This window comes from Micromonospora sp. NPDC002717 (assembly GCF_040295705.1).
In the GTDB taxonomy this organism is placed as follows: Bacteria; Actinomycetota; Actinomycetes; order Mycobacteriales; family Micromonosporaceae; genus Micromonospora.
On record NZ_JBEOVW010000039.1, the window covers coordinates 16,809 to 37,416 of the forward strand.

At 71.9% G+C, this 20,608-nt stretch carries 18 protein-coding genes; 4 read left to right on the forward strand and 14 right to left on the reverse strand.

Features of this window, described 5'->3' with window-relative positions; genetic code table 11:
• Positions 1-96: 96 nt before the first annotated feature.
• Together ABT006_RS31705 and ABT006_RS31710 are read right to left on the reverse strand one after the other, a co-directional pair.
• On the reverse strand, positions 97-1,887 hold the full coding sequence (locus tag ABT006_RS31705; protein ID WP_350712155.1) for a vWA domain-containing protein: 1,791 nt from the start codon (positions 1,885-1,887) through the stop codon (positions 97-99).
• A gap of 83 nt (positions 1,888-1,970) precedes the next feature.
• Complete coding sequence (locus tag ABT006_RS31710) at positions 1,971-3,224, reverse strand: serine/threonine-protein kinase (RefSeq protein ID WP_350712156.1); 1,254 nt, start codon at positions 3,222-3,224, stop codon at positions 1,971-1,973.
• A gap of 536 nt (positions 3,225-3,760) precedes the next feature.
• On the opposite strand from ABT006_RS31710, the gene ABT006_RS31715 reads away from it, so the two are divergent.
• A complete protein-coding gene (locus ABT006_RS31715; RefSeq protein WP_350712157.1) occupies positions 3,761-3,955 on the forward strand; it encodes an HflX-like GTP-binding protein in 195 nt (64 codons plus the stop codon).
• A gap of 87 nt (positions 3,956-4,042) precedes the next feature.
• Here the strand turns inward: ABT006_RS31715 and ABT006_RS31720 are convergent, their stop codons facing one another.
• The 11 genes from ABT006_RS31720 to ABT006_RS31770 all read right to left on the reverse strand — a co-directional run bounded on the left by ABT006_RS31720 (position 4,043) and on the right by ABT006_RS31770 (position 15,458).
• Positions 4,043-5,257, reverse strand: coding sequence for a cyanophycinase (locus ABT006_RS31720; RefSeq protein ID WP_350712158.1), 1,215 nt, complete (start codon positions 5,255-5,257; stop codon positions 4,043-4,045).
• Between the two features lie 156 nt (positions 5,258-5,413).
• The gene (locus ABT006_RS31725; protein WP_350712159.1) at positions 5,414-6,763 is read right to left on the reverse strand and encodes a serine hydrolase domain-containing protein; all 1,350 of its coding nucleotides are present in this window, start codon (positions 6,761-6,763) and stop codon (positions 5,414-5,416) included.
• Between the two features lie 225 nt (positions 6,764-6,988).
• The gene (locus ABT006_RS31730; RefSeq protein WP_350712160.1) at positions 6,989-7,951 is read right to left on the reverse strand and encodes a zinc metalloprotease; all 963 of its coding nucleotides are present in this window, start codon (positions 7,949-7,951) and stop codon (positions 6,989-6,991) included.
• Positions 7,952-8,411: 460 nt separating this feature from the next.
• A complete protein-coding gene (gene yidD / locus ABT006_RS31735; protein ID WP_350712161.1) occupies positions 8,412-8,924 on the reverse strand; it encodes a membrane protein insertion efficiency factor YidD in 513 nt (170 codons plus the stop codon).
• A gap of 125 nt (positions 8,925-9,049) precedes the next feature.
• Positions 9,050-10,261 (reverse strand): D-alanyl-D-alanine carboxypeptidase family protein, encoded by a 1,212-nt coding sequence (locus tag ABT006_RS31740; RefSeq protein ID WP_502891044.1) that lies wholly within the window; start codon positions 10,259-10,261, stop codon positions 9,050-9,052.
• 261 nt (positions 10,262-10,522) lie between these two features.
• Positions 10,523-10,945: a DUF6223 family protein gene (locus tag ABT006_RS31745; protein ID WP_350712162.1), complete on the reverse strand. Its 423-nt coding sequence runs from the start codon at positions 10,943-10,945 to the stop codon at positions 10,523-10,525.
• A 227-nt stretch (positions 10,946-11,172) separates the two neighbouring features.
• Complete coding sequence (locus tag ABT006_RS31750) at positions 11,173-11,835, reverse strand: response regulator (protein WP_350712163.1); 663 nt, start codon at positions 11,833-11,835, stop codon at positions 11,173-11,175.
• The gene (locus tag ABT006_RS31755; protein WP_350712164.1) at positions 11,832-13,004 is read right to left on the reverse strand and encodes a sensor histidine kinase; all 1,173 of its coding nucleotides are present in this window, start codon (positions 13,002-13,004) and stop codon (positions 11,832-11,834) included. Before ABT006_RS31755 ends, ABT006_RS31750 begins: the two co-directional genes overlap by 4 nt.
• A 398-nt stretch (positions 13,005-13,402) precedes the next feature.
• Entirely contained in the window at positions 13,403-13,819 is a 417-nt protein-coding gene (locus tag ABT006_RS31760; protein ID WP_350712165.1) for an ASCH domain-containing protein, read from the reverse strand.
• 96 nt (positions 13,820-13,915) lie between these two features.
• Positions 13,916-14,635, reverse strand: coding sequence for an SDR family oxidoreductase (locus ABT006_RS31765; protein ID WP_350712166.1), 720 nt, complete (start codon positions 14,633-14,635; stop codon positions 13,916-13,918).
• A gap of 10 nt (positions 14,636-14,645) precedes the next feature.
• The gene (locus ABT006_RS31770) at positions 14,646-15,458 is read right to left on the reverse strand and encodes an AraC family transcriptional regulator (RefSeq protein ID WP_350712167.1); all 813 of its coding nucleotides are present in this window, start codon (positions 15,456-15,458) and stop codon (positions 14,646-14,648) included.
• 283 nt (positions 15,459-15,741) lie between these two features.
• Here ABT006_RS31770 and ABT006_RS31775 point away from each other — a divergent pair, with 283 nt between their 5' ends.
• On the forward strand, positions 15,742-16,296 hold the full coding sequence (locus ABT006_RS31775; protein ID WP_350712168.1) for a hypothetical protein: 555 nt from the start codon (positions 15,742-15,744) through the stop codon (positions 16,294-16,296).
• Between the two features lie 94 nt (positions 16,297-16,390).
• On the opposite strand, the gene ABT006_RS31780 is transcribed toward ABT006_RS31775, so the two are convergent.
• The gene (locus ABT006_RS31780) at positions 16,391-16,933 is read right to left on the reverse strand and encodes an RNA ligase 1 family protein (protein ID WP_350712169.1); all 543 of its coding nucleotides are present in this window, start codon (positions 16,931-16,933) and stop codon (positions 16,391-16,393) included.
• Positions 16,934-17,207: 274 nt separating this feature from the next.
• Between ABT006_RS31780 and ABT006_RS31785 the strand changes: the two genes are divergently transcribed.
• A complete protein-coding gene (locus tag ABT006_RS31785; protein ID WP_350712170.1) occupies positions 17,208-17,609 on the forward strand; it encodes a hypothetical protein in 402 nt (133 codons plus the stop codon).
• 468 nt (positions 17,610-18,077) lie between these two features.
• Positions 18,078-20,510 carry a M14 family metallopeptidase gene (locus tag ABT006_RS31790; RefSeq protein WP_350712171.1) on the forward strand — a complete coding sequence of 811 codons (2,433 nt, stop codon included), beginning with the start codon at positions 18,078-18,080 and terminating at the stop codon, positions 20,508-20,510.
• Positions 20,511-20,608 lie beyond the last annotated feature (98 nt).

A 20,608-nucleotide genomic window follows, 5' to 3' on the forward strand; every position in this document is an offset into this window, starting at 1 on the left:
GGCGCCGGTGCCGCCGAAGCTGATTGACGACCAGCCGACACGCCGCCCGGCCCTGCGGGCGGGCGGCGTGTCGGCGTCAGGACGCTCTGGAGTAGTTCAGAAGCTGCTGACCAGCTTCACGAATGCCTCGTCGATCTTGGCAGGGTCGGTGGCGTCGAACGCCTTGCCCGACGACGCCTTGGCGATCCGGTCCAGCGTGGCGAAGTCCGACTCCCGGTCGAAGGCGATGCAGAAGACCTTGACCGGGCGCCGCGGATCCAGGGCGACATCGGCGAGCAACCGGGCCAGGTCGTTGTCCCGACCGTACTCGTTCTTGCCGTCGGTCAGCACCACGACCGCGTTGATCCGTTCCGGGTCGTACCGGTCGAGCAGGTGCCCGTGGGCGGCCCGGACCGTCGCGTACAGCGCGGTGCCCCCCTCGACGTGCAGGCCACCGATCCGGCGAGTGATCCGCTGCTGGTCGAAGTCATCGAGCCGGACCTCCTCCCGGTACGGGCCGTCGGGCCGCTTCGACGTCTCCGAGGAGAACGACCAGAGCCCCACCCGGTCCTCCGAGTTGAGCAGCGCGAGTCCCTTGGCCGCCGCCGCCGAGGCGACCTGGAAACGGGTACGGTCGCCGACTGCCGCCTCCATCGATCCGGAGGTGTCCAGCGCGATCAGGATGTTGGCCTTCTTGCGCAGCGTGCTCCAGCCGTCCAACATCGCGTTCACCACGGCCGGGTCCGGCGGCTCGAAGTAGGTCAGCCCGCCGGTGGGCTCGGTGCCGACGCTGGCGAGCAGTTCCGCCGGGGCCCGGCGTTCGTGGTCCCGGAAGCCGAGCCGGGCGAAGCTCCGCTGCTGGGCGTCCTCGGTCAGGAAGGCCAGGAAGTCGGCTGCCGCCACGCGTTGCCGTTCGTCGGCGGAGGGGAGCACCACGAACGGGTGGTCCAGGTTGAAGGTGCCCTCCTTCGGGTGGACGGCGATCAGCGGGACGTTCGGCCGCTGGCCCCGCTCCTGACCGTCGTGCGTCGGGCTCAGTCTCCCCTCGTTGTAGAGGTGGACCAGTTCCTCCTGCATGACGATCGCGCTCATGTCGTCCGTGCTCCCGTCCCCGCCGGCCAGGTCGGCCTCGGCGAGGTCCCGCAGCAGGTCCACCACGTCGTCGCTGTAGTGCGACACGTTGGCCTCGATTCGCCGGACGAACTGGGTCACCTTCGGGTCCACCAGGTCCGACCGGGTCAGGTCGCTGGACCGCTGGGCGGCGGCGTAGTAGGTGGCGATGGTCGCCGCCAGCCCCGACGTGGAGAGGTTCGGGTTGTCCTTGCCGAAGGTGAAGCGGCCCCACTCCGGCTTACCGAAACCGGCCCACCCCTCCCGCCCGGAGAGGCCGAGGATGTCCCCCCAGCCCAGCGCTCCGCGCTGGCGTACCAGTTCGCCCTTCGGCTGTCGCATCGCGATCACGAGGGGACTGTTGGCGATCGACGGATACCGGTCCGGCGTCTGCGGCGCTCGCCCGGCGGCCTGGTCGAACAACCGGAGCTGACCGGTCCACAGGCTCGACGTCGGCAACCAGACCTGCGGCTCGGGCAGGCGGACGCCGCTCCAGCCGGCGCCCAGCGCCTCCGCGGCCTTGCCCGAGTTCAGGGCACTCACGTGCACCTGGGCGCAGCCGCCGCCGTCGAGCGACCGGTCACTGCTGTTGTACCGCTCGGCCAACTCGACCAGCAGCGCCGCCTTTTCCGTCGAGGAGTTGACCTCGAGTTTGGTGGTGCAGTCGGCGCGGGGCCGGTCGGTGCCCGCGTCCCGTTGCCGGACCAGCACGAACGCCCCGGCGATGACCAGCAACCCGATGGTGACGGCGGCGGTGTACGGCAACCACTGCCGTGTCTGCGGCGGGGCTGTGGCCATCGGAAATGTCCTCCTCGACGGGTTGACGGATAGCAGTCAACCTATCGCTCCAGCGCCAACCGGGACGGCTCCGGACCCGGCCGTCAGAGACGGTCGGAGGCGCCGCCGCCGAGAGCCGTCGCGACCAGCAGCCGGACCAGGTAGACCACGACGAAGGTGGCCGTCCCCATCGCTGCGGCCACGCCCACCGTGCTCGACGCGACGTAGCCGGCGGCCGCGCCCCCCGAGCCGAGGACGATCGCAGTCGACACACCCCAGGGCTCGACGGACTCACGGCGCAGCCGCCGCCCCCAGCCCTCGACCGGGCGGGACGACGCGGCGGGTGCATCCGACGTCGATGGCGGAGGTTGGTCCGGCGGCGTCGGTCGGGCCTGCCTCGGCGCCACACGTGTCGGCTCGGCTTGTGGCGTCGCCGACGTGGGCAGCGGCTCGTTCGTCGTCGGCGCGCCGGCGGTGTCGTTACCCATCTGGAGCAGGTTCTCCTGGCGGACCCGACCGCTGACCCGGACGTCCTGCCCGAGCAGCCGGATCAGCACCTGCTCGGCCGCCGGCCGGTCCGCTGGCTCCTTGGCCAGACACTCCCGGATCAGCTCCTCCAGGCCCGGCGGGAGCGGCGGCAGGTCGGGCGGGTCGTTCAGGACCCGGTGCATGACCGCGAAGAGCGAGTCGTTGCCGAACGGCGGCCGGCCACTCGCGGCAAAGGCGATCGTGGCGGCCCAGGCGAAGACGTCGCAGGGCGGGGCGACCGCGTCGTTGCGGAACCGCTCCGGGGCCATGTACGCGGTCGTCCCCATCACCCGGCTGGTCACCGTCTCGGTGACCCCGAGCGCGCGGGCGATGCCAAAGTCGATCACCCGGGGGCCGTCCCGGCCGAGCACCACGTTGTCCGGCTTCAGGTCGCAGTGCACGACGTCGGAGCGGTGGATCGCGGCGAGCGCGGTGGCTGTGCCGACGGCGAGCCGGTGCAGCGCGTTGCCATTGACCGTCCCGTGTTCGCGGACGTGCCGGTGCAGGGTCGGTCCCTCGATGAACTCGCTGACCACGTAGGGCGGTTCGCCGTCCACCTCGGCGAAGAGCACCTGCGCCGTGCAGAACGGCGCGACCCGGCGTGCTGCCGCGATCTCCTTCGTGAACTGCGACCGGGCCCGGGGGTCGCGCAGGTCGATGTTGATCATCTTGACCGCGACGCGGTGCCCCTGGTCGTCCTCGCCGAGGTAGACCACGCCCTGCCCGCCCGCGCCGAGACGACCGACCAGCCGGTAGGGGCCGGCGGTGACCGGGTCGTGCGTCCACAGTGGGGTCAGCCCCGGCACCGGTGCGCCGGCCAGTCCTGTCATCCCGACTCCATCAGTGTCGTGTCCCGACCACCCGGCGGCGGAGGACACCGAGTATCGTGCCATGCCGGCACCGCACAGCCGAGGCTGTCCGACCGGGCAAACGGCGGATCCGGTGCCCGAGGCGGCGGATCTCGCTGGTGCGTTTCGCACGCGCTGGAAGCCCTCGCCCAGGTGCGTGTCCGGATGGGGCGCAAACCGGGCGACGCGGGCATGCTGCTCGACGAAATCGTCTCGATCGGGTCGCGTCGGCGCCCGTCTACGGCGCTGGCTGACCGGCGTACCTCTCGGCTCACCGGCCGGTCTTCGGAGAGGCCGTCAGGAACCTGGCATCATGGCCCCGTGCGGCGAGATCCGACCAGGCCACCGGCCTCCGTGCTGGCGGGCGCCGACGTGGCGCTCGTAGGCCTGTTCTCCGCGAAGGACGATGAGTCCGGCCCAAGCTCGACCTGCTGGCGGCTGCGGTGGAGGCACACGGCGGGCGGGTAGCGAGCCGGCACGTCCAGCGGCGGGGTGTCTCGCACGGCGGTGCGGCCAAGATGACCGAGCCGTTCTCGCGGCGGACGCTGCTCAGCGCCGGCAGAGCGCGCGAAATCGCGCAGGCGTGCCGGGCCGCGAGGGTCGGCGTCGTGGTCTTCGTGAACCCGCTGACGAACCACCAACGTGCTGCCCTCAGCGACATGTTCGGGTGCTTCGTGATCAGCGGCGAGGAGCTTGTCGCCCTCGGCCGGTGAGCGCCCGCACATGCCACGAGTCGCGCGCAGCCTTCAGGGAGAGATCGACCGGTCGGGGTCGTTCCTCGGCCAGTGGAACCCGGTGGCTCAGCCAACCTGGATCGACACCGTCAGGTCGGTGAAGGACGCGGGGCCGGCCCCGCCGGCGGTGTACGCGAGGAACGAGGCGCCCTTGGTCAACCCGACCACGAAACGCGGACCACTTTCCGCAGTCGTGCCGGTCGTCGCGGTGGACCGCCCGGCGTCGGCGAGGTCGAGGGCGGCGTCGCGCAGCGCGTACGAGCCGAACACGTCGGTCGACGGCGGTGCCGCCGCGCGGTCGTGCGGCGAGGCCGGCACGCTCGTCGCGCCCTTCGTGACCTGCCACCGGCCGGGATCGTAGCTGTCGCCGTCGGTGAGGTAACTCCACCGGACACCGCTGATCGACCAGTGCCCGCCGACTGCGCCGACCTGAGCCGAGCGCAGGTCGAGGATCGACACCCCGTTCGTGCCGACGACCCGCGCGGTCTCGCTCGCCGTGCCCGCTCCGGTGACCACCAGCGCGGTGTTCTCACCCACCCCGTACACCCGGTCGTGCCCGGTGTCGGCGGCGAGCCGGAGCGACCGCCCGTTGCGGCCGCGCGCGTCGAAGTGGGTGTCGACGAGGCCGGAGGTGAAGAAATTGAAGCCACCGGCGGGCCAGTAACCGAGGATCTCGTCGGTGTCGTAGTAGCCGGTGCGGGCGCCGTCGCGGATCCCGTAGTAGCTCGACCCGCCGGTGATCATGTCGGGGCCGGCGAAGATCTGCATGCCGGCACTGGTGCCCGCGACCGGCGCGCCGGCCTGGAAGCGTTGCCGGATCGCGGCGAGTACCGCCCCGTCGGAGCCGTCGGCGTGGATCATCGACTCCACGTAGCGGAACTGGTCGCCACCGGCGAAGAAGAAACCGGTCATCGACGCGGCCAGCGCGGCGTTCGCCGCGTCGTCGCCGCTGCCCTTCTTCTTCACGCTCACCGGGATCCAGGTCACCTCCGCCGCCCCGTACCGCTCGAGGACCTTGCCCACCTGGTTGGCGGCCCAGTGCGGCGACGCCGAGGACGCGCTCAGCACGCCGATACGCGCTCCGGAGCCACCGGCCTGCCGGACGAACTCCCCGTAGACGGCGCTGTTGTCGTCGGCGAGAGCACCGCCGATCAGCATGACCGCCCCCGGTCCGCTCGCCGATCCCGCGAGATCGGCGGACGCGGCTCTGCCGGGCAGGGCCGCCGCGGTCACGGTGATGATCAGGGCGGTGAGCAGCGGCAGAAACTTGGGCCGGGTCATGGCAACCGACGCTAGACAGCCGGATGAAAGGCGTCAAGAACGCCGAAGCCTGTTGGGCGACGCCTACCTGCCACCAGGGCGGGTTGCGGCGTGCCGTCAGGCAATGCCGGATCTTCGACGTTGACGGCAAGCCGTGGCCGTTGGTTGTCGGGCCACCTAACGCGGAGTCGCGGTGGCGGAGACGGCGTTGGCGACGGCCACGCGGACCGGGTCCGGGTTCGCCCAGCTCCAGTTCGGGTGGGCGCGGTTTGTCAGGAGGACCAGGACCATCCGGCGGTCCGGGTGGACCACCAGGGAGGTGCCGGTGAAGCCGGTGTGCCCGAAGGTGCGGGGGCCGCTGAGCCTGCCCATGAACCAGGGCTGGTCGAGCACGACGCCGAGGCCGTGCGCGGAGCTGCGGTGGGGTCGTTCCGGGTCGACGGCGGGCAGGCCGGTGTTCACGTTGGTGAGCATCTGCCGGGTGATCTCTTCGGAGAGGATCCGGGTGCCGTTGTGGATGCCGCCGTTGAGCAGCAGCTGCCCGATGACGGCTACCTCGGCGGCGGTGCTGAAGATGCCGGCGTGGCCGGCGATTCCTCCCATGTGGTTGGCGACGTCGTCGTGTACCACGCCGCGGAGCAGCCCCCGGGAGGAGCGCGCGTCTGTGGCGACGAGTCGGCTCGCCTGATCTGAGGCGCTGAGCCAGGTCTTGGGGTTGAATCCGGTGTCCTTCAGGCCGAGTGGCCCGGTCAGCCCGGTCTTGAGGGCTTGGTCGAGCCGCTGTCCGGTGACCTTTTCGACCAGGAACGCGAGGACCATCAGGCCGACGCTGGAGTAGCGGAAGACCGTGCCGGGGCTTGCGTCGCTGACCAGGGGAGTGGCGAGGACCGCCGCCCGGCGGGCCGCGTCGTCGGGCAGGCCGGCGACCTTGGCTCCGACGGGTAGCCCGCTGGTGTGTGCCAGCAGCATGGCGACGGTGACCCTGGTCTTGCCCGTGCCCGTGAAGCCCGGGAGGTATTCGGCCACGGGCGCGTCGAGATCGATCCGTCCCTTGTCGACCTGTTGCAGCGCGAGGATCGCGGTGTAGACCTTGGTGATCGAGGCGAGGTCGAAGATCGAGTCGGGCCGCATCGCGACCTGCTTGGACTCGGGCAGCAGCACCGGGCCCGCGTCGTAGCGCAGCGCCTTGCCGACCCACGCCCGCGCCGTGGTGGTGCCGTTCACCTGGCAGAGCGCGATCGCGCCCGCGTACGCCGGGTGTTCGGGGTTGGCGCTGGTCGGGACGAGGTGGCGGTCGAGCTCGCGGAGCAGCCTGCGGTCGGCGAACGTGACGGGGTTGCCGGTGGTGGCTGGCGCTGCGGCCCTCGGAGCCGCATCCCGTCGCGTTGCCGGTCGCGGCGACGCGGCCGACGGGCTCGGCACGGAGGTGGGGTCGGCGGTGGCCGAACGGACCACCTCGCGACAGCCGGCGAGGGTGGCGGCGGCCACCAGGCCGGCGCCGAGCACGGTACGGCGGCGCAGTGACATGCGCGGCATCATGGCAGGTCAGCCTGACCGAATCCAGCTCGCCCGGCCGGTCCGCCCGTTCGACGGACAGTGTGCCTACCTGATGGGCGGATGGCGACGTCGTCGTGTGGCCTCCGGCTTGGAAGGGACCGCAGCCGCCCGGCGCCGTGACCGCCCGTGCCTTGCCGACACGGAGGGGTTGACGAGCAGCTGACCGCGGCCCGCCAACCCCCGACACGTGCGTGGTTACTTGACGCCGCCGGCCCGGAATGCCACCCAGGCGTCGCTCATCCGGTCCGCCTGGCCCGGGGTGAACATGTTCATGCAGGCGTCCTGCGTGTAGTCCATGAAGTTGTGGATCGGGTCCAGCCCGGGTGCCGTGCAGGTGTCCGCGCCCACCGGGCAGTTGAACTGCGGCGCCGCCTCCCGCGGGGTGTCCGCGACGTAGTCGCCGGCAGCGGAGCACCCGTGCGCGAAGGTGTGCTCCAGCATCAGCCAGTGCCCGACCTCGTGCGTCAGCGTGTCACCCAGGGCGTACTTGCCCGCCGTGCCGCCCGGCATCGACTCGTCGAGCATCACCACGCCGTCGATGTAGTCGCGGCCGTTGTTGTAACCCTTCGGGAAGTACGCCCAGCCGAGGAGTCCGCCGCCGATGTTCGCCGCGTACACGTTCAGGGTGCGGGAGTCGCCGGTGTACAGGGCACGCTTCATGTCCCGCTCGTTCTTGCCCGGCACGACCGTGTACCAGTCGCTGTTCACCGTCCACGTCGTGTCGACGAGCGAGAACCGGAACGGCGTGTCGGAGGCGTTCGCCGCGGTGCGGCCCGCGAACGAATCGTTGAGCACCGTCATCTGCGCCGCGATCAGGGTGTTCCACCTGTTCGTCTCGGCCGCGCTGAGGGGGTGGTCGGAGATCATGTGGAAGACCGTGGGCACGGTGACGCTGCCGTTGGGCAGGCGCGGCGAATCCTTGATCACGCCGTAGGCGTTCGCCTCGTTCTTGGAGTACAGCTCCGGCTCCTGCGCGGTGGCGCCCTCGGCGACCCGTGCCGCGCTGTGCCCCTCGGCCCCCGGCTCACACTCCGCGACACCCGCGGAGGCGGTCACGGACCCTGCCGTGCCCACCGCCGCGGAGGCCCCACCGGCCGCCAGGAACGTCGCCGCGGTAGCGGTCAGGACTGCCAGTTGGAACGTCAGTCTCCTGTGCATCGTTGCACCTTTCACGCATGGGGGATGGGGTCGTGGAGCGGGACGAACGAGGGTCGCCCCGACCAGCTCACAGACATCGTCGTCTCGGTATGAGAACACGCCGCCGGCGGTAACAACAGGCCCCAAGAGAGGGAGCATCGCCGGTCCGTCGGCGTTCGACGGCAGCATTCCGGCATCGAAGAACCAACGAATGGCCCTGTCCGAGCCCCGTGGCGGCTGGTGGCGGCCGGGCTTCGTGGGCTGCTGCCGCCGGCCGCCATCGCCGGTCAGCCGCATACCGGCCCCTCGGACCTGCTCCACCAACCGCGTGACCAGGCCAAGCCGCCGTGGGGTTGGGTGTGGGCGGCGTCGTGTGGGCCGGCGGAGACGGGGAAGCTGGCAGCCGCCGGCCGCCCGGAGCGGCCCGGCTGGCCGGGTGGTGTCTGTGTGCACCACAAACTGCTCACCCGGCGGCCTCGGATCAGGGCAGCGGGTCGGCGGTTCCGACCGGCACCTCCGGCCGGCAACGGCGCAGCCGGGCGGCCGCGAGCCGCCCGCCGACGGCCAGCCCGTAGCGGTCGACGGCGGCGAGTCCGTACGCGCTGCAGGTCGGGGTGTACCGGCACTGCCCCGGCCAGCGGTGCGACAGCCAGCGGCGGTAGCCGCGGATCGCGGCGAGACCGGCCCGGTCCAGGGTTCCCGGCCGATTGCCGGCCGATCGGCCCTCACGGGCGGGTGCCCGGCCACCGGCGACGCCCGCCACGGCGGCGCCCAGGGTGAGCAGGGTGGAGTAGAGCCCGAGGTCGCAGCAGCCCGGGCTGCTGCAAGGGTCGTCGCCACAGGAGTCCAGGGCCCCCTTGCGGCCCTTGCAGCCGGGTCCCTGACGACGGGAGCCGACCTGGCTGTGGCAGTGGCCCATGGCGTGGCAGGCGGCCGAGTTACGGCAGCGGCAGGGCCCCTGGCTCCCGGAGTGGCCGGCGCTGTTGATCGTCATGGGTGGGATCATGCCTGGTCGGGGCAAGACGCCCGGCCGGGGATGCACCCGGAGCCTGTTGGTGGTGGCGGTCATCGGAGATCAACGTTGCCATGGGCCCGTGCGGATGCGCGGGCTTGGACTCCCTACCGTTGGCCGCCTTCACCCCGCGCGTCATTGCGCCGCCGTGGGGCCGCCAGGATCAGGACGGTTAGCACGAGGGCGGCGCCGAGGCCGAGGCCGGCGGGCACGGACAGGGACGACGATTCCCCGGCCCCGCCGTGTTGCTCGCCCTTGACGGGGACCACGGGGCGGTCGTGCTGCTTTTCCTCGGGTGCGACCAGGTGGCCGACGGACGCGCCGGCAGGAAGAGCGAAGCCCCAGTCGAGCAGCGCTGCCGCCTCACCCAGACTCCCCAGCGGCGCGGTCTCCGCCCCGAGCAGGGTCACCGCGAGCCGTCGCCCGTTGCGTTCGGCTACGCCGACGTACGTCTGCCGAGCCAGGTCGGTGAAGCCCGTCTTTCCTCCGAGCGTCCCGGGGTAGTGGCCCAGCAGCGTCTGGTCATGGGTGATCTCGATTGCCGGGTTCTCCGGCCGTGCCGGTATCTGTGCCACCTCGGTGGCGATGTAGCGCCGGAAGTCCTCGCGGGCGAAGACGGTTCGCGCGATCAGCGCGAGGTCGTACGCGCTGGTGTACTGGCCGGGGCCGTCCAAGCCGGAGGGCGTTGCGGCGTGTGTCTGGTTCGCGCGCAGCCGCTGCGCCTCGTCGTTCATCGCGTCGACTCCGCCCTGCCTGCCGGCGGCGCCGCCGCCGACGCGAGCCAGCACGTTGGCCGCGTCGTTCCCCGACTTGAGGAGAAGCCCCAGCCACAAGCTCTCGATCGAGTACCGGCCGCCCTCGACCACCCCCATCAGCGAACTCGCCGGATCGAGATCGCGCAGATCCGCCCGGGTCACCTGAACGACGTCGGCCGGATCGAGGCGGGGCATCAGGGACGCCGCGAGCAGCAGCTTCTGCACGCTGGCTGGCGTTCGGTGCTCGTGGGGGCCGCACCCACCCAGGACCTCACCGCTGTTGAGGTCCGCCACGAGCCACGCGGTGGCGGTCACTGCCGGAGCTTTCGGCGCATCTGCAGGGATGGCCAGTCCGGGCGTCGCCAGCGCCTGCCCCCCGACCGCCCGCTGAGCGGGGTCAACCGGTGGCGGAGACGGCATGGCGGGCGGAGGAACCGACGGCTTCACGGCGGGGCATGGCACGTACGGCGTGGCTACCGCCGGCGTTGGTGTCACGACGAGCGCGCCAGCGGGCAGAACCAGGAGCGCGCTGAGCGTCAAGGCGGTAACCCGAAAGTCAGTCACGTTAACGTACGGTAATCGTCGCAGAGGCGGGTACGGTGCGATTGGAGAAAAGCACGTCGCGGTGACTGCGAGCATGCCCGGGCACTGAAGCCGGTGGCCTCGGTGGCCGATTCCCTGCCGCGGCCACATGGCAAAAGGGCCGGCGGCTCCATGTTTGCACTGCTCAGAGGCGGGTAGCCTGCCGTTTTGTCACCGTAGGCAGCCGCCGGAAGCCGACCGCCGGAACCGGGCGGGGGCACCCGGCGGCGGCTCGGGGCCGGGTCAGCCGGTGCGGCGGGTGCGGGCCAGAGCCAGCCCACCGAGGACGCTGCTGATCAGCCCCACCACCAGGGCCACGTAGGCTCCGCCGCGCCCGTTGCCGGTGCCGATGCCACTGTCGGAGGTCGCCACGACCAGTCCACCGAGGGCGATGCCGATCAGCCCCGCCACCAGGGCCGCGGTGGCTCCGCCGCGCCCGTTGCCGATGCCGATGCGACTGGAGGGGCGGGCCAGAGCGAGCCCGCCGACGATCACGCCGATCAGCCCCAGCACGGCGGCCACGCTGGCCCCGATTCGCCCGGCGCTCATGGTGTAGACACTGGCCGCGGCCGGCTGGGCCGAGACGTGCGCGGCCGCCGGTGCGGCAAGTCCGAACGCCCCGAGCAGGGCGGCTGCGGCGGCGGCAAACATGTGGCGGATGGACATCGAGGATTCCTTCGGTCGCGTGACGGGTACAGGCGGCAGCGTACGTACCAGCGTGGCTCCGGGTCGTCATGCCGGAGTTGCCGATGGGCCTACCACCCGGGTTGTACGCGCTCCGGGCGTCGTACCGCTGCGGTTGTCTCCCCGTACCGGCGCAACCGCACACTCGCCCCGCAGGCAGATCCGACGAGCCGCACCGCCAGGCGCCCGGCGTGCCCGGGAGGTTGTTGTCAGGAGCGGGCGAGCCAGCCGGGGACGGTCAGGCCGGACTCGTACGCGAGGATCACCAACTGGGCCCGGTCCCGGACCTGGGCCTTGGTCATGATCCGGCTGACGTGCGTCTTCGCGGTGGCCGGGCTCAGCACCAGCCGCGCCGCGATCTCGTCGTTGGACAGGCCGGCGGCGACCAGCGCCATCACCTCACGCTCCCGTTCGGTGAGCGCGCTCAGCCGCGGCCCCGGGTCCGGATGCGTGGCCCGGGCGGTGAACTCGGAGATCAGCCGGCGGGTGATCGACGGCGCGATGAGTGCGTCACCGCGCGCCACCACCCGCACTCCGTGGATCAGCTCCGCCGGCTCGGTGTCCTTGACCAGGAAGCCGCTCGCGCCGGCCCGCAGCGCGCCGTAGACGTAGTCGTCCAGGTCGAAGGTGGTCAGGATGACCACGCGGACATCGGAGCTCGCGGCGATCTCCCGGGTGGCGGCCAGGCCGTCCAGCACGGGCATCCGGACGTCCATGAGGACGACGTCCGGCCGCAGCTGCCGGGCGAGCCGCACCGCCTCGGCGCCGTCGGCGGCCTCGCCGACCACCTCGATGCCGTCCTCGCCGTCAAGGATGGACCGGAACCCCGCGCGTACCAGGGTCTGGTCGTCGGCGAGCAGCACCCGGATCACGCCGCGCCCCCCGGTTCCGATCGCCGCGCCGGCGCTCCCGCCGGCACCGGGTCGGGCCGCAGCGGGAGGCGGGCGCGCACCCGGAAGCCGCCGTCCGGCCCGGGGCCCGTGCTCAGCGAACCGCCCAACGTCTGGGCCCGCTCGCCCATGCCGAGGATCCCGTTGCCGGGCGGGCCCGGTGCGCCGGTGCCGTCGTCCTCGACCTCCACCAGCACGCCGTCGTGGTCGGGCCGGACTCGGATCACCGCGGCGGCCGCGCCCGCGTGCCGGGTCACGTTCGTGAGCGCCTCCTGGACGATCCGGTACGCCGCCAGGTCGACCTCCGGTGGTAGCGGCCGGGTTTCGGTCAGCTCGGTGCGGATCTCCAATCCGGACCGGCCGGCCGCCGTGACCAGCTCGTACAGGCGATTCAGACCGGGTGTGGGCGCGGTCGGCGCCTCGCCCTCCTGCCGCAGGATCCCGAGAGTCGTACGCAACTCGCGCAGCGTCTCCTTGCTCGTCTGTTTGATCGCGGTCAGGGCCTGCGCGGACCGGGTGGGGTCCGGCCGGTGCAGCGCGGCGCTGGCCTGCACGTTGATCAGCGAGAGGTGGTGCCCGAGCACGTCGTGCAGCTCGCGGGCGATGCGCAGCCGCTCCTCGGTGGCCCGGCGCCGGGCCTCCTCCTCCATCCGCTGCTCGGCGGCGAGCGCCCGGGCCTGTCCCTCGGCGAGGTAGGCCCGGCGGTTGCGGGTCACGCCGACGATGACCGCGACGAGCCAGCCGGCGTGCAGCAGCGTCGCCCCGTTCGCGCTGTTCGCTGTCCTGTTGTAGCTGTCCGCGACGGCGAAGGCGAGCACCGAGGCGAGACCGAGCCCGATGGCGACCGCGAGGTGCCCCTCGTCGACGACGGTGTAGAGCGCCACGACGAACACCAGCATGATCGGCCCGGGCCGGTGCAGCAACACTCCGTACGCGCCGACGGCGGCCAGCGCCACCACGCCCACCGCGACCGGATGGCGGCGGCGGACGTACAGCGCGCCGGAAGAGGCCAGCACGGCCAGCAGCGCCGCCCGTTCAGCGGCGGTGTCGATGCCACGCGACTGCACCACCAGGCCGACGAGGGCCACCAGGCCGACCACGAGCACCAGGGCGATGTTCGCCGGACGGCCCTGCCATCGCCACCTCGACATGCGCCGAAGCCTAACCTCCCGGCACCGGCCGGGAGAACATCCGACCGGCGGGCGTGCGGTCAGGTGGCGGGCGGCCCCCGCTCCACACCTGTCTGGACGTCATAGCGGTGGCGGTGATCGGAGCCGGGCGGCGTCGGCCTGCCCGCGCGTGCTGTCGGCCAGGCATCGGGGGCACGGACGGCGGATCGCTCACAGTAGACAGTCGCTGACAGAATCGCCGTGTCCCGCCGTGCGGTGTTCTGGTCTCCGCTCGCCGGCTGGTTCGCGGGCGCGCTCTTCGCTCTCTGGCCGGCGACAGCCGGAGCGCTGCTGGTCGACGGCGTGTACGCCCGGGTGTGCATGGCGGTCGCGGGGGAGCCGCAGCCGGAACCGGCTGATCGAACTGGATGCGGTACAGCTCAGAGCTTCGCAACGAGGCGGAACCGCTCCAGCACGACCGGCGTGTCGTCGTTCACGGTGAAGTCCGGTCTGCCCAGCCAGCCCCGGTAGTCCGTCCCGTGCCAGTAGTCCTCGTGCCCGGCTCGCCAGGCCGCAACCGAGTCGTCCCCTTCGCCTTCGTCGCGAGCGTGGTCGAAATCGACGTCGCCAAGTCGGCTGACACGCACGTCGGTCACTTCGATCACTGCGACCCGGCGGCCGGCGGAGTCGATCACCGCCGCTCGGGTGCCCACCACCGGCAGCGGCTCGCCGTCGATCTCGTAGTCCTGGAGCAGACCGGTGGTGGTGGTCTTCGTCCCGTCGAGTACGGCGGCGACCAGCTTGTCGCGCAGCGGGCCAGGGAAGGCGAACTCGAACGCGGGCAGATCAGCGATCACCCGGACGAGGGTAGTGCGGTGTCCACAGACGTTCACCGGGTTTTCCGGCGGGCACCAAACAACCACCCCTGGCAGGGCTCCGCGTCGGCGTCGAGCTCAGACGAGCAGCCCGCCCGTCGCACGGATGTTCTGACCGGTGATCCACCGGGCGTCGGACCCGGCGAGGAAGGCGACCACGGCCGCGATGTCGTCGGGCTGGCCGAGCCGTTGCAACGCGGTGAGGGCGGCGGTCTGGGCCAGCGCCTCCGAAGGGTTGGCGGCGCGCAGCAGGTCGGTGTCGGTCGCGCCGGGCGAGATCGTGTTGACGGTGATGCCACGGGCGCCGAACTCTCGGGCGGCGACCGCTGTGAACTGTTCGAGCGCGGCTTTGCTGGCGCAGTAGAGGGAGTGGCCGGGCGCCGGCACCACCGTGTTGAGGGTGGAGATGTTGATGATGCGGCCCTGGTCGCGCAGCACCGGCGCCGCTTCGCGCATGGCCAGCACGGGGAACTTGGTGTTGACCGTCAACACTCGGTCGAACTCGTCCTCGGTGATGTCCGCGATCAGCGCTCGGGGGTTGACAGCGGCGTTGTTGACGAGGATGTCCAAGCCGTCGCGAACCGGCTGGAACATCGCCGGGATGGTGGTGAGGTCCTCCTGGTCGGCGCGGACGGCGATCGTGCCGGCGAGTTGGCTGACGAGGTCGTCGGCTGCCGCCTTGTTCTCCTTGTACGTGAACACGACCGTCGCGCCTTCGCGGGCGAGTCGATGCACGATCGCCCGGCCGATTCCCCGCGAACCGCCGGTGACGAGTGCGGTCTTGCCGGTGAGCCTCATGCCGGGGACGCTAGCCGGGGGAGAGCTCGCGGTATTGAAAGAATGCGCACAGCTCGGTCGGGGTCAGGCCGGACATGGCGCGTACCTCACGGTTGAAGTGCGGCTGGTCGGCGTAGCCGCAGTCGACCGCCGTCCGTGGCAGGCCGGCGGACCGGGTGAGCATGCGCAGGGCGCGCTGAAACCGAGCGATCCTGGCGACAGTTCCGGGGGACAGGCCGATCTGTCGCTGGAACCGGAGCTCGAGGGTGCGCCGGCTGACGCCGAGCTCGTCGGCCAACGCGCTGATCCGGAGCCGATCCGCCGATTGCTGGAGTCGCCGCCAGGCACGCATCGTCAGCCCGTCCGGCCCGGTCTCCGCGGCAAGCCGAGCGGTCAGGAAGTCGTCCAGCAACGCGAACCACGCCGGCCGGTCCGGTGCCTCCCCGAGTCGCTCGGCCAACTCCGCCTCGCGGTGGCCGAGGATGTCCGCCAGCCGGAAGGTGCCGCCGGCCACCTCCCGCATCGGCACGCCGAGGAGTGCGGTCACTCCGGCCGGCGTCAGGCCGATCGAGACGCCGTCCCCCCACGCGGTCTGCTCGTAGACGACGGGGTCACTTCGGGGCCCGGTGACCACCCTGCTCGGCCCGGCGAAGTCGACGATCATCGTGGCGAGGTTCATCGGCAGGACCCGGTGCCGTACGGCTGCCCCCGAACCTGAACGGAAGCCCGCGTAACCCACGACATACGGCCGCAGTCGCGGATGCGGGAGGCTGGCGATCGTCTCGCACGGCTCAGGAGGGACCCGCACCGGTATGGAGTGCACGTGGCTCACAGCCGCCATCATCCACGCGTCTGGGGACTGGTTCGAGTCGCAGTGGCGCGTCGCTGACCCGCCCACACATCGATTTGCCGGGCATCCGCTTCGGTTGACAGCGTCTCCTGGGTGCCTGCGCGGCGCACGGCTCGGCCGTGGCGCCACCGTGTCGGTCGTTCGGCGGGTCGGGCATCGGATTCCGGGCGCGCCGGCGATCGTGACCGGCGGTCACACCCCGGCGCCGCCGTCCTCGCGCCTGTTCTCGTGCGGCCCCGCCGGCGCGGACGGCCGGTTGCGCGGTTACCCTGCGGCGGTGGTGGTCGGTGAGGACGGGGAGCGGTTGGCGGCGTCGCTGGCTGACCGGCTCGACGCGGTCTCTTTCACCGACCTGACGACGGACCAGGTCACCGCCCGGCTGATCGATGCGGTGGTCGACTGGGCGGAACAGCGGGGCTGGCGGGTCTACCGGCGGGCGTTCAGCGTGCTGCCGCTGCCGCCGCCGATGTCCGCACAGCAGTCGGTGCTCGACGTGGCCTGTGCCCGCCCGGACGGCCCGCCGGTCGTCGTCGAGGTCGATCACGGTACGCGCCGCCGCACGTGGGAGAAGCTGCTCGCCGAAGCTGACGCGGGGCGGGTCCCGCTGTGGGTGCGCTGGGGTGCCGGCCGGTTCACGGCACCGCCTCCGCCGATCCGGATGGTGACCTGCGAGGTGAGCCGGCGACCGGACCCGACTGGCCGGGGCAGGGTGCACAGCCGCTCGCTGCGAGCGGACAAGCTGCCGCCGGCGCACTCCGCCGTGCGGGTGGGAGCGGTCGCCGCCGTCGAACTGCCGTTGCCGTCGCCGGAGTCACCCGACGTCGAGGACTGAGAGGGGGCAGGGCACCGGGGGCCGCTTTGGCGTGTGTTCCCCACGGCGCCGCTGCCTCGCGGGCAGCAGCGCGTGAAGACGTACAACCGCCGGCTCAGGCGAAGTCGCGGTGCTTCAGCTTTGCCCTCCGGCCGTCCGGATGGTGCCAGACGATGCCCTCGTACTGAGGGTGCGCCAGCAGCCAGTTACGCAGGCCGACCAGGTCGCGCGGCACGTCCAGCCTATCCGCGTCGCCGTGCGGTACGAGTTCGTGACCCCGTACGCCCTCGGGGTTCCCGTTGATCTTCGGGCCGATCAGCTCGTAGGTGCCGGCGCGGCGCCGCTCGGGCGCGGCGGCGAGAGCCTCGGCGTGGTACCGCGCGTACGGCGACTGCGCGATCGGCTCCCACCCCACCGTCTTGCCCGTGACCTCGTCCGTCATCACCGGCCGGTAGCCGGGCGGTCGCGTCCGGCCGGGCCGCACCTCGCGCCGTGCCCACCAGGTGCCGTCCTCGTCGAGCATGACGCAGGTGCCGTCGTACTTGCGCGTCGGCGTTCCCTCGCCGTCGAGGACCCACTGGCAGGCAGGGTCTGCCTCGGGCAGGACGCGCTTGCGGTCGTCCGGGTCGCGGCGGAACAGCGTGGGGATCTTGTTCACGCCCGCATGGTCTCACCAGTGCAAAACGGATATCACCTCGCGTTGCCGGCAGGACTGGCGCGGTGCAGGGCGCGACCGTCAACACCGTGCTCCACCGTCTCCGGCGCCTGCACCAGCGGTCCCGGCTGCCCGCGCCGCCCCGGATCGTGGTGATGATCCACTGTGGGACCATGGCGGCTCATGCGCGATATCGGCGCCGGAGCATTTGGGGGACTGTGTGCGTGGACCAGCGCGACGACTGACCATTTCGATCATCGCCGCCACTGTTGCGGCGGTGGGGCTCGCTTCGCCCGCTCAGGCCGCGACGAATCCGTTCACCGCGGCGCAGGCGTGCAACAACGACTTCGGTGGCTCGTGGGCGTACGCCGGTGACGGCCACCGGTCGATCTACGCGCCGGATGGCACCAAGGTGGGCGACGTCTACCTGATGTACAACAGCGCCACCGCGTACAACTGTGTCGCCACCCTCAAGCGGGTGGCTGTCGGCTCGACGACCGGGGTTTCCGCCGGGATCCGGGTGGAGGGTGGTTCCTGGGTCTACGACTCCGGAAACTTCAAGTACTACGCCGCGATCCAACGCTCTGCCCGTGACAAGTGCGTGATGTACAGCGGCGAGGTCCTGTACGGCACCAGTTGGCAGGGCGCCGGCCGGTACAGCTGGGGCAACTGCGGCTGAGCTGCTCTCAGCCCGGATCCACCGGTGGACCCTGACCGGCCCGGCCGCGTGACCCGTATGCCAGGGGCCGCTCGGCAGGCCAGCGAGAAACCGGTCCCACCGCCGGAGACCACCCGGCGGTGGGACCGCTCGGGTGCCCGGGGATCAGTGGTGCCCCGGGCCGCCGAGGCGAATCCCCGGGGGCTCACCGGAGGTATTGACAGATCACTTTGGGCGCGCTGAGGATTGGCGCAGTCCACCGACCGTCACCGGAGCAGCCTCCCGTCTCTCAGCCTGACGACGTTTCCGCAGCTCGGCGATGCGGCCAGCGTCGGTCCGCCGCAACCGGACAGCACCACCACCTTCCTTCCACCGTGTCGTGGCGCCGCAGGCGTGGCGCGCGACCGACGGGGCGGAGCCGCGTACCCCGGGCGGGCCCCTCGGCCATCTCGTTCGGTCACCCGTGCCGACGAACAGAAGGGTCGACAGATGCGTGATCCCCTAGGTCCCCGGTGGCGACGCCGCCTTCCCCTTCCCGCCGTGTTGGCCGGGGCCGTGGCCGTGGTGCTGCTGGTCAGCCCGGCCTCGGCCACCGCACCGTCCGCCGCCCCCGCCGTCGACCTGGTCCGGGTCGGCGACGAGGAGGCGAACGTCGTCGAGGTGCTGCTCGCCGGCACCGCACAGCTGGACGCCCTCGTCGCCACCGGCGTCGACCTCGACCACCACGTCGCCCACACCGAGAACGGCGTCGTCGCGCACGCGGTCGTCACGGCCGGCGAGGCGGCGGCGCTGACCGAGGCCGGCTTCACGCTCGGCAAGGTGCTGCACCGGCCCGCCGACGCCCGGGAGCGGGTGGCGGAACGCGAGGCGACCATCGCCGGCCACGTGGCCGAGAACCGGCAGTTCGCCGCCGCCGCGGCCGACCCGACCGCCCCGGACGTCTCCGACGTCAAGATCATCCGGGCGGACTGGTACACCTCCGGCACCAGCCAGATCCTCTCCGTCGAGGCGAAGTGGGCGCAGGGTCAGACGGCCGCGACCCCCCTCACCGTCGAGCGGGACAGCGGCCCCGGCACCGAGTTCGGCTCCGGCGGGACGCAGACCATCTCCCGGTTCGTCGACGCCGGCGTCTACCTGTACCACCGGGGCGCCGCCACGGTGACCAGCCGCCCCGACCGTATCCGGATCACCAGCCCGACCGGTGACGTGGCCGTCGCGCAGGTGCGGGAGTGGCTGCCGACCCCGGGCACCGGCCCCGAGGGCCCGGGATACCAGAAGGACTTCGTCACCAGCTACCTGACGCCCACCGAGCTGTACGCGCGGATCCACCAGCTGGCCGCCGAGTTCCCGCAGCTCGCCGAGGTTGTGGAGCTGCCCTACAAGACCAACGGCTACCGGCGGCACGCGCAGGCGGTGCTCGGTACCGCCACCGCCAGCCGCGTCGCGGTGGACTCCCTCGCCTGGGGCCACGAGGGCGGCAACGCCATCTCCGTGGAGCTCGCCGACCCGGGCGCGGCGAACACGCCGCTGTCGGTGACCGTCACCGGCTCCGCGGTACGGGTCACCCTGGGCACCGACGGCGCGGGCGTGGTGACCAGCACCGCCGCCCAGGTCGTCGCGGCGCTCAACGCCGGCGCCGGGGCGCTGCTGCGGGCGTACACCTATCGGGGCAGCCCGGGCACCGGCGTGGTCGCGCCGGCGCCGCGGACCCCGCTCAGCGACGGCCTCAGCGCGCCCGCCAGCGTCTCCCGCGACCCGCACCCGGTGTACGCGATCCGGATCGGCAAGCACCGCGACGGCTCGAAGCTCGGCGTGCTCGCCTACGCCCAGGAGCACGCTCGCGAGTGGGTGCCGCCGCTGGTCACCGTCGAGACGGCCGAACGGCTGCTGCGCAACTACGCCCACGACGGCCAGACCAAGCAGCTGCTGGACAACCTCGACATCTGGATCGCCCCGTCGGTCAACCCCGACGGCGGGCACTACTCGTTCTACGACTTCAACTCCCAACGCAAGAACATGACCAACCACTGCCCGTCGACCGGGGCCGCCGACTTCCTGGCCCGCAACTCGTGGGGCGTGGACAACAACCGCAACTACACCGAGTACAGCCTCTTCGACGGCTACTCCGGCGCGTCGTCGAGCTGCACCAGCGGCACCTACGCCGGCCCGAGCGAGCTGTCCGAGCCGGAGAACCGCAACGTCGACTGGCTGGCCGCCCGCCCGAACATCAGGTTCTCGATGAACCTGCACTCGTCGGGCAACTACTTCATGTGGTCGCCGGGGGCGTACGCGCTGCCCGACCGGGTCTCCGCGCCGCGGCCGACCCTGGCCGAGGAGTCGGCGTTCTGGGGCGCGTCGTCGCGGATCCTGGCCGCCATCAAGCGGCACCGCAACATGGCGGTCACCCCGGCGCGCACCGGCCCGATCTCCGACGTGCTCTACTCGGCGGCCGGCAACTCCGGGGACATGCTCTGGTACAAGTACGGCATCTACGCCTGGAACTTCGAGGTCGGCACCTCGTTCCAGCCGGAGTGGGACGAGGCGCACGACGAGACCATGGAGTTCGCCAACGGCCTCGTCGAGCTGATGCGGGTGGCCCGTGACTTCGCCAAGGACAACAGCCGGCCGCGCAGCACGCTGGCGGTCGCGCCGAGTTCGACGCCGGGCATGGTGACCGTGACGTTCTCCACGAGCGAGCCGGCGGCCGTCTTCTACACCCTCGACGGGGCCGCCCCGACGTACGCGTCGACCCTCTACGGCTCTGCCGGCGTCCGCGAGGGCGGGGAGACGCTGACCGTCCCGGCGGGCACCACGGTCCACTGGTTCTCGGTGGACTCGGCGGGCAACGTCGAGAACAACTACCACCCGGACGGCAACGGCAGGAACTACCGCCAGGGCACCGCCGTGCTGCCGGCCGGCTGACGGCCCTCCGACCGGTACCGATGCTCCCGCCGCGCCCTTGCCGTGGAGCCGGAACGGCGCGGACCGCCTCGGTGGTCCGCGCCGTTTCCGTACTGCCG

Bases quoted from the DNA above. Each gene is read 5' to 3' on its own strand.
- ABT006_RS31710 (WP_350712156.1), bottom strand. From the start codon at position 3,224: ATGACAGGACTGGCCGGCGCACCGGTGCCGGGGCTGACCCCACTGTGG.
- ABT006_RS31745 (WP_350712162.1), bottom strand. From the start codon at position 10,945: ATGTCCATCCGCCACATGTTTGCCGCCGCCGCAGCCGCCCTGCTCGGG.
- ABT006_RS31730 (WP_350712160.1), bottom strand. From the start codon at position 7,951: ATGCACAGGAGACTGACGTTCCAACTGGCAGTCCTGACCGCTACCGCG.
- ABT006_RS31720 (WP_350712158.1), bottom strand. From the start codon at position 5,257: ATGACCCGGCCCAAGTTTCTGCCGCTGCTCACCGCCCTGATCATCACC.
- ABT006_RS31715 (WP_350712157.1), top strand. From the start codon at position 3,761: ATGACCGAGCCGTTCTCGCGGCGGACGCTGCTCAGCGCCGGCAGAGCG.
- yidD (WP_350712161.1), bottom strand. From the start codon at position 8,924: ATGACGATCAACAGCGCCGGCCACTCCGGGAGCCAGGGGCCCTGCCGC.
- ABT006_RS31770 (WP_350712167.1), bottom strand. From the start codon at position 15,458: ATGATGGCGGCTGTGAGCCACGTGCACTCCATACCGGTGCGGGTCCCT.
- ABT006_RS31705 (WP_350712155.1), bottom strand. From the start codon at position 1,887: ATGGCCACAGCCCCGCCGCAGACACGGCAGTGGTTGCCGTACACCGCC.
- ABT006_RS31725 (WP_350712159.1), bottom strand. From the start codon at position 6,763: ATGTCACTGCGCCGCCGTACCGTGCTCGGCGCCGGCCTGGTGGCCGCC.
- ABT006_RS31755 (WP_350712164.1), bottom strand. From the start codon at position 13,004: ATGTCGAGGTGGCGATGGCAGGGCCGTCCGGCGAACATCGCCCTGGTG.
- ABT006_RS31765 (WP_350712166.1), bottom strand. From the start codon at position 14,635: ATGAGGCTCACCGGCAAGACCGCACTCGTCACCGGCGGTTCGCGGGGA.
- ABT006_RS31790 (WP_350712171.1), top strand. From the start codon at position 18,078: ATGCGTGATCCCCTAGGTCCCCGGTGGCGACGCCGCCTTCCCCTTCCC.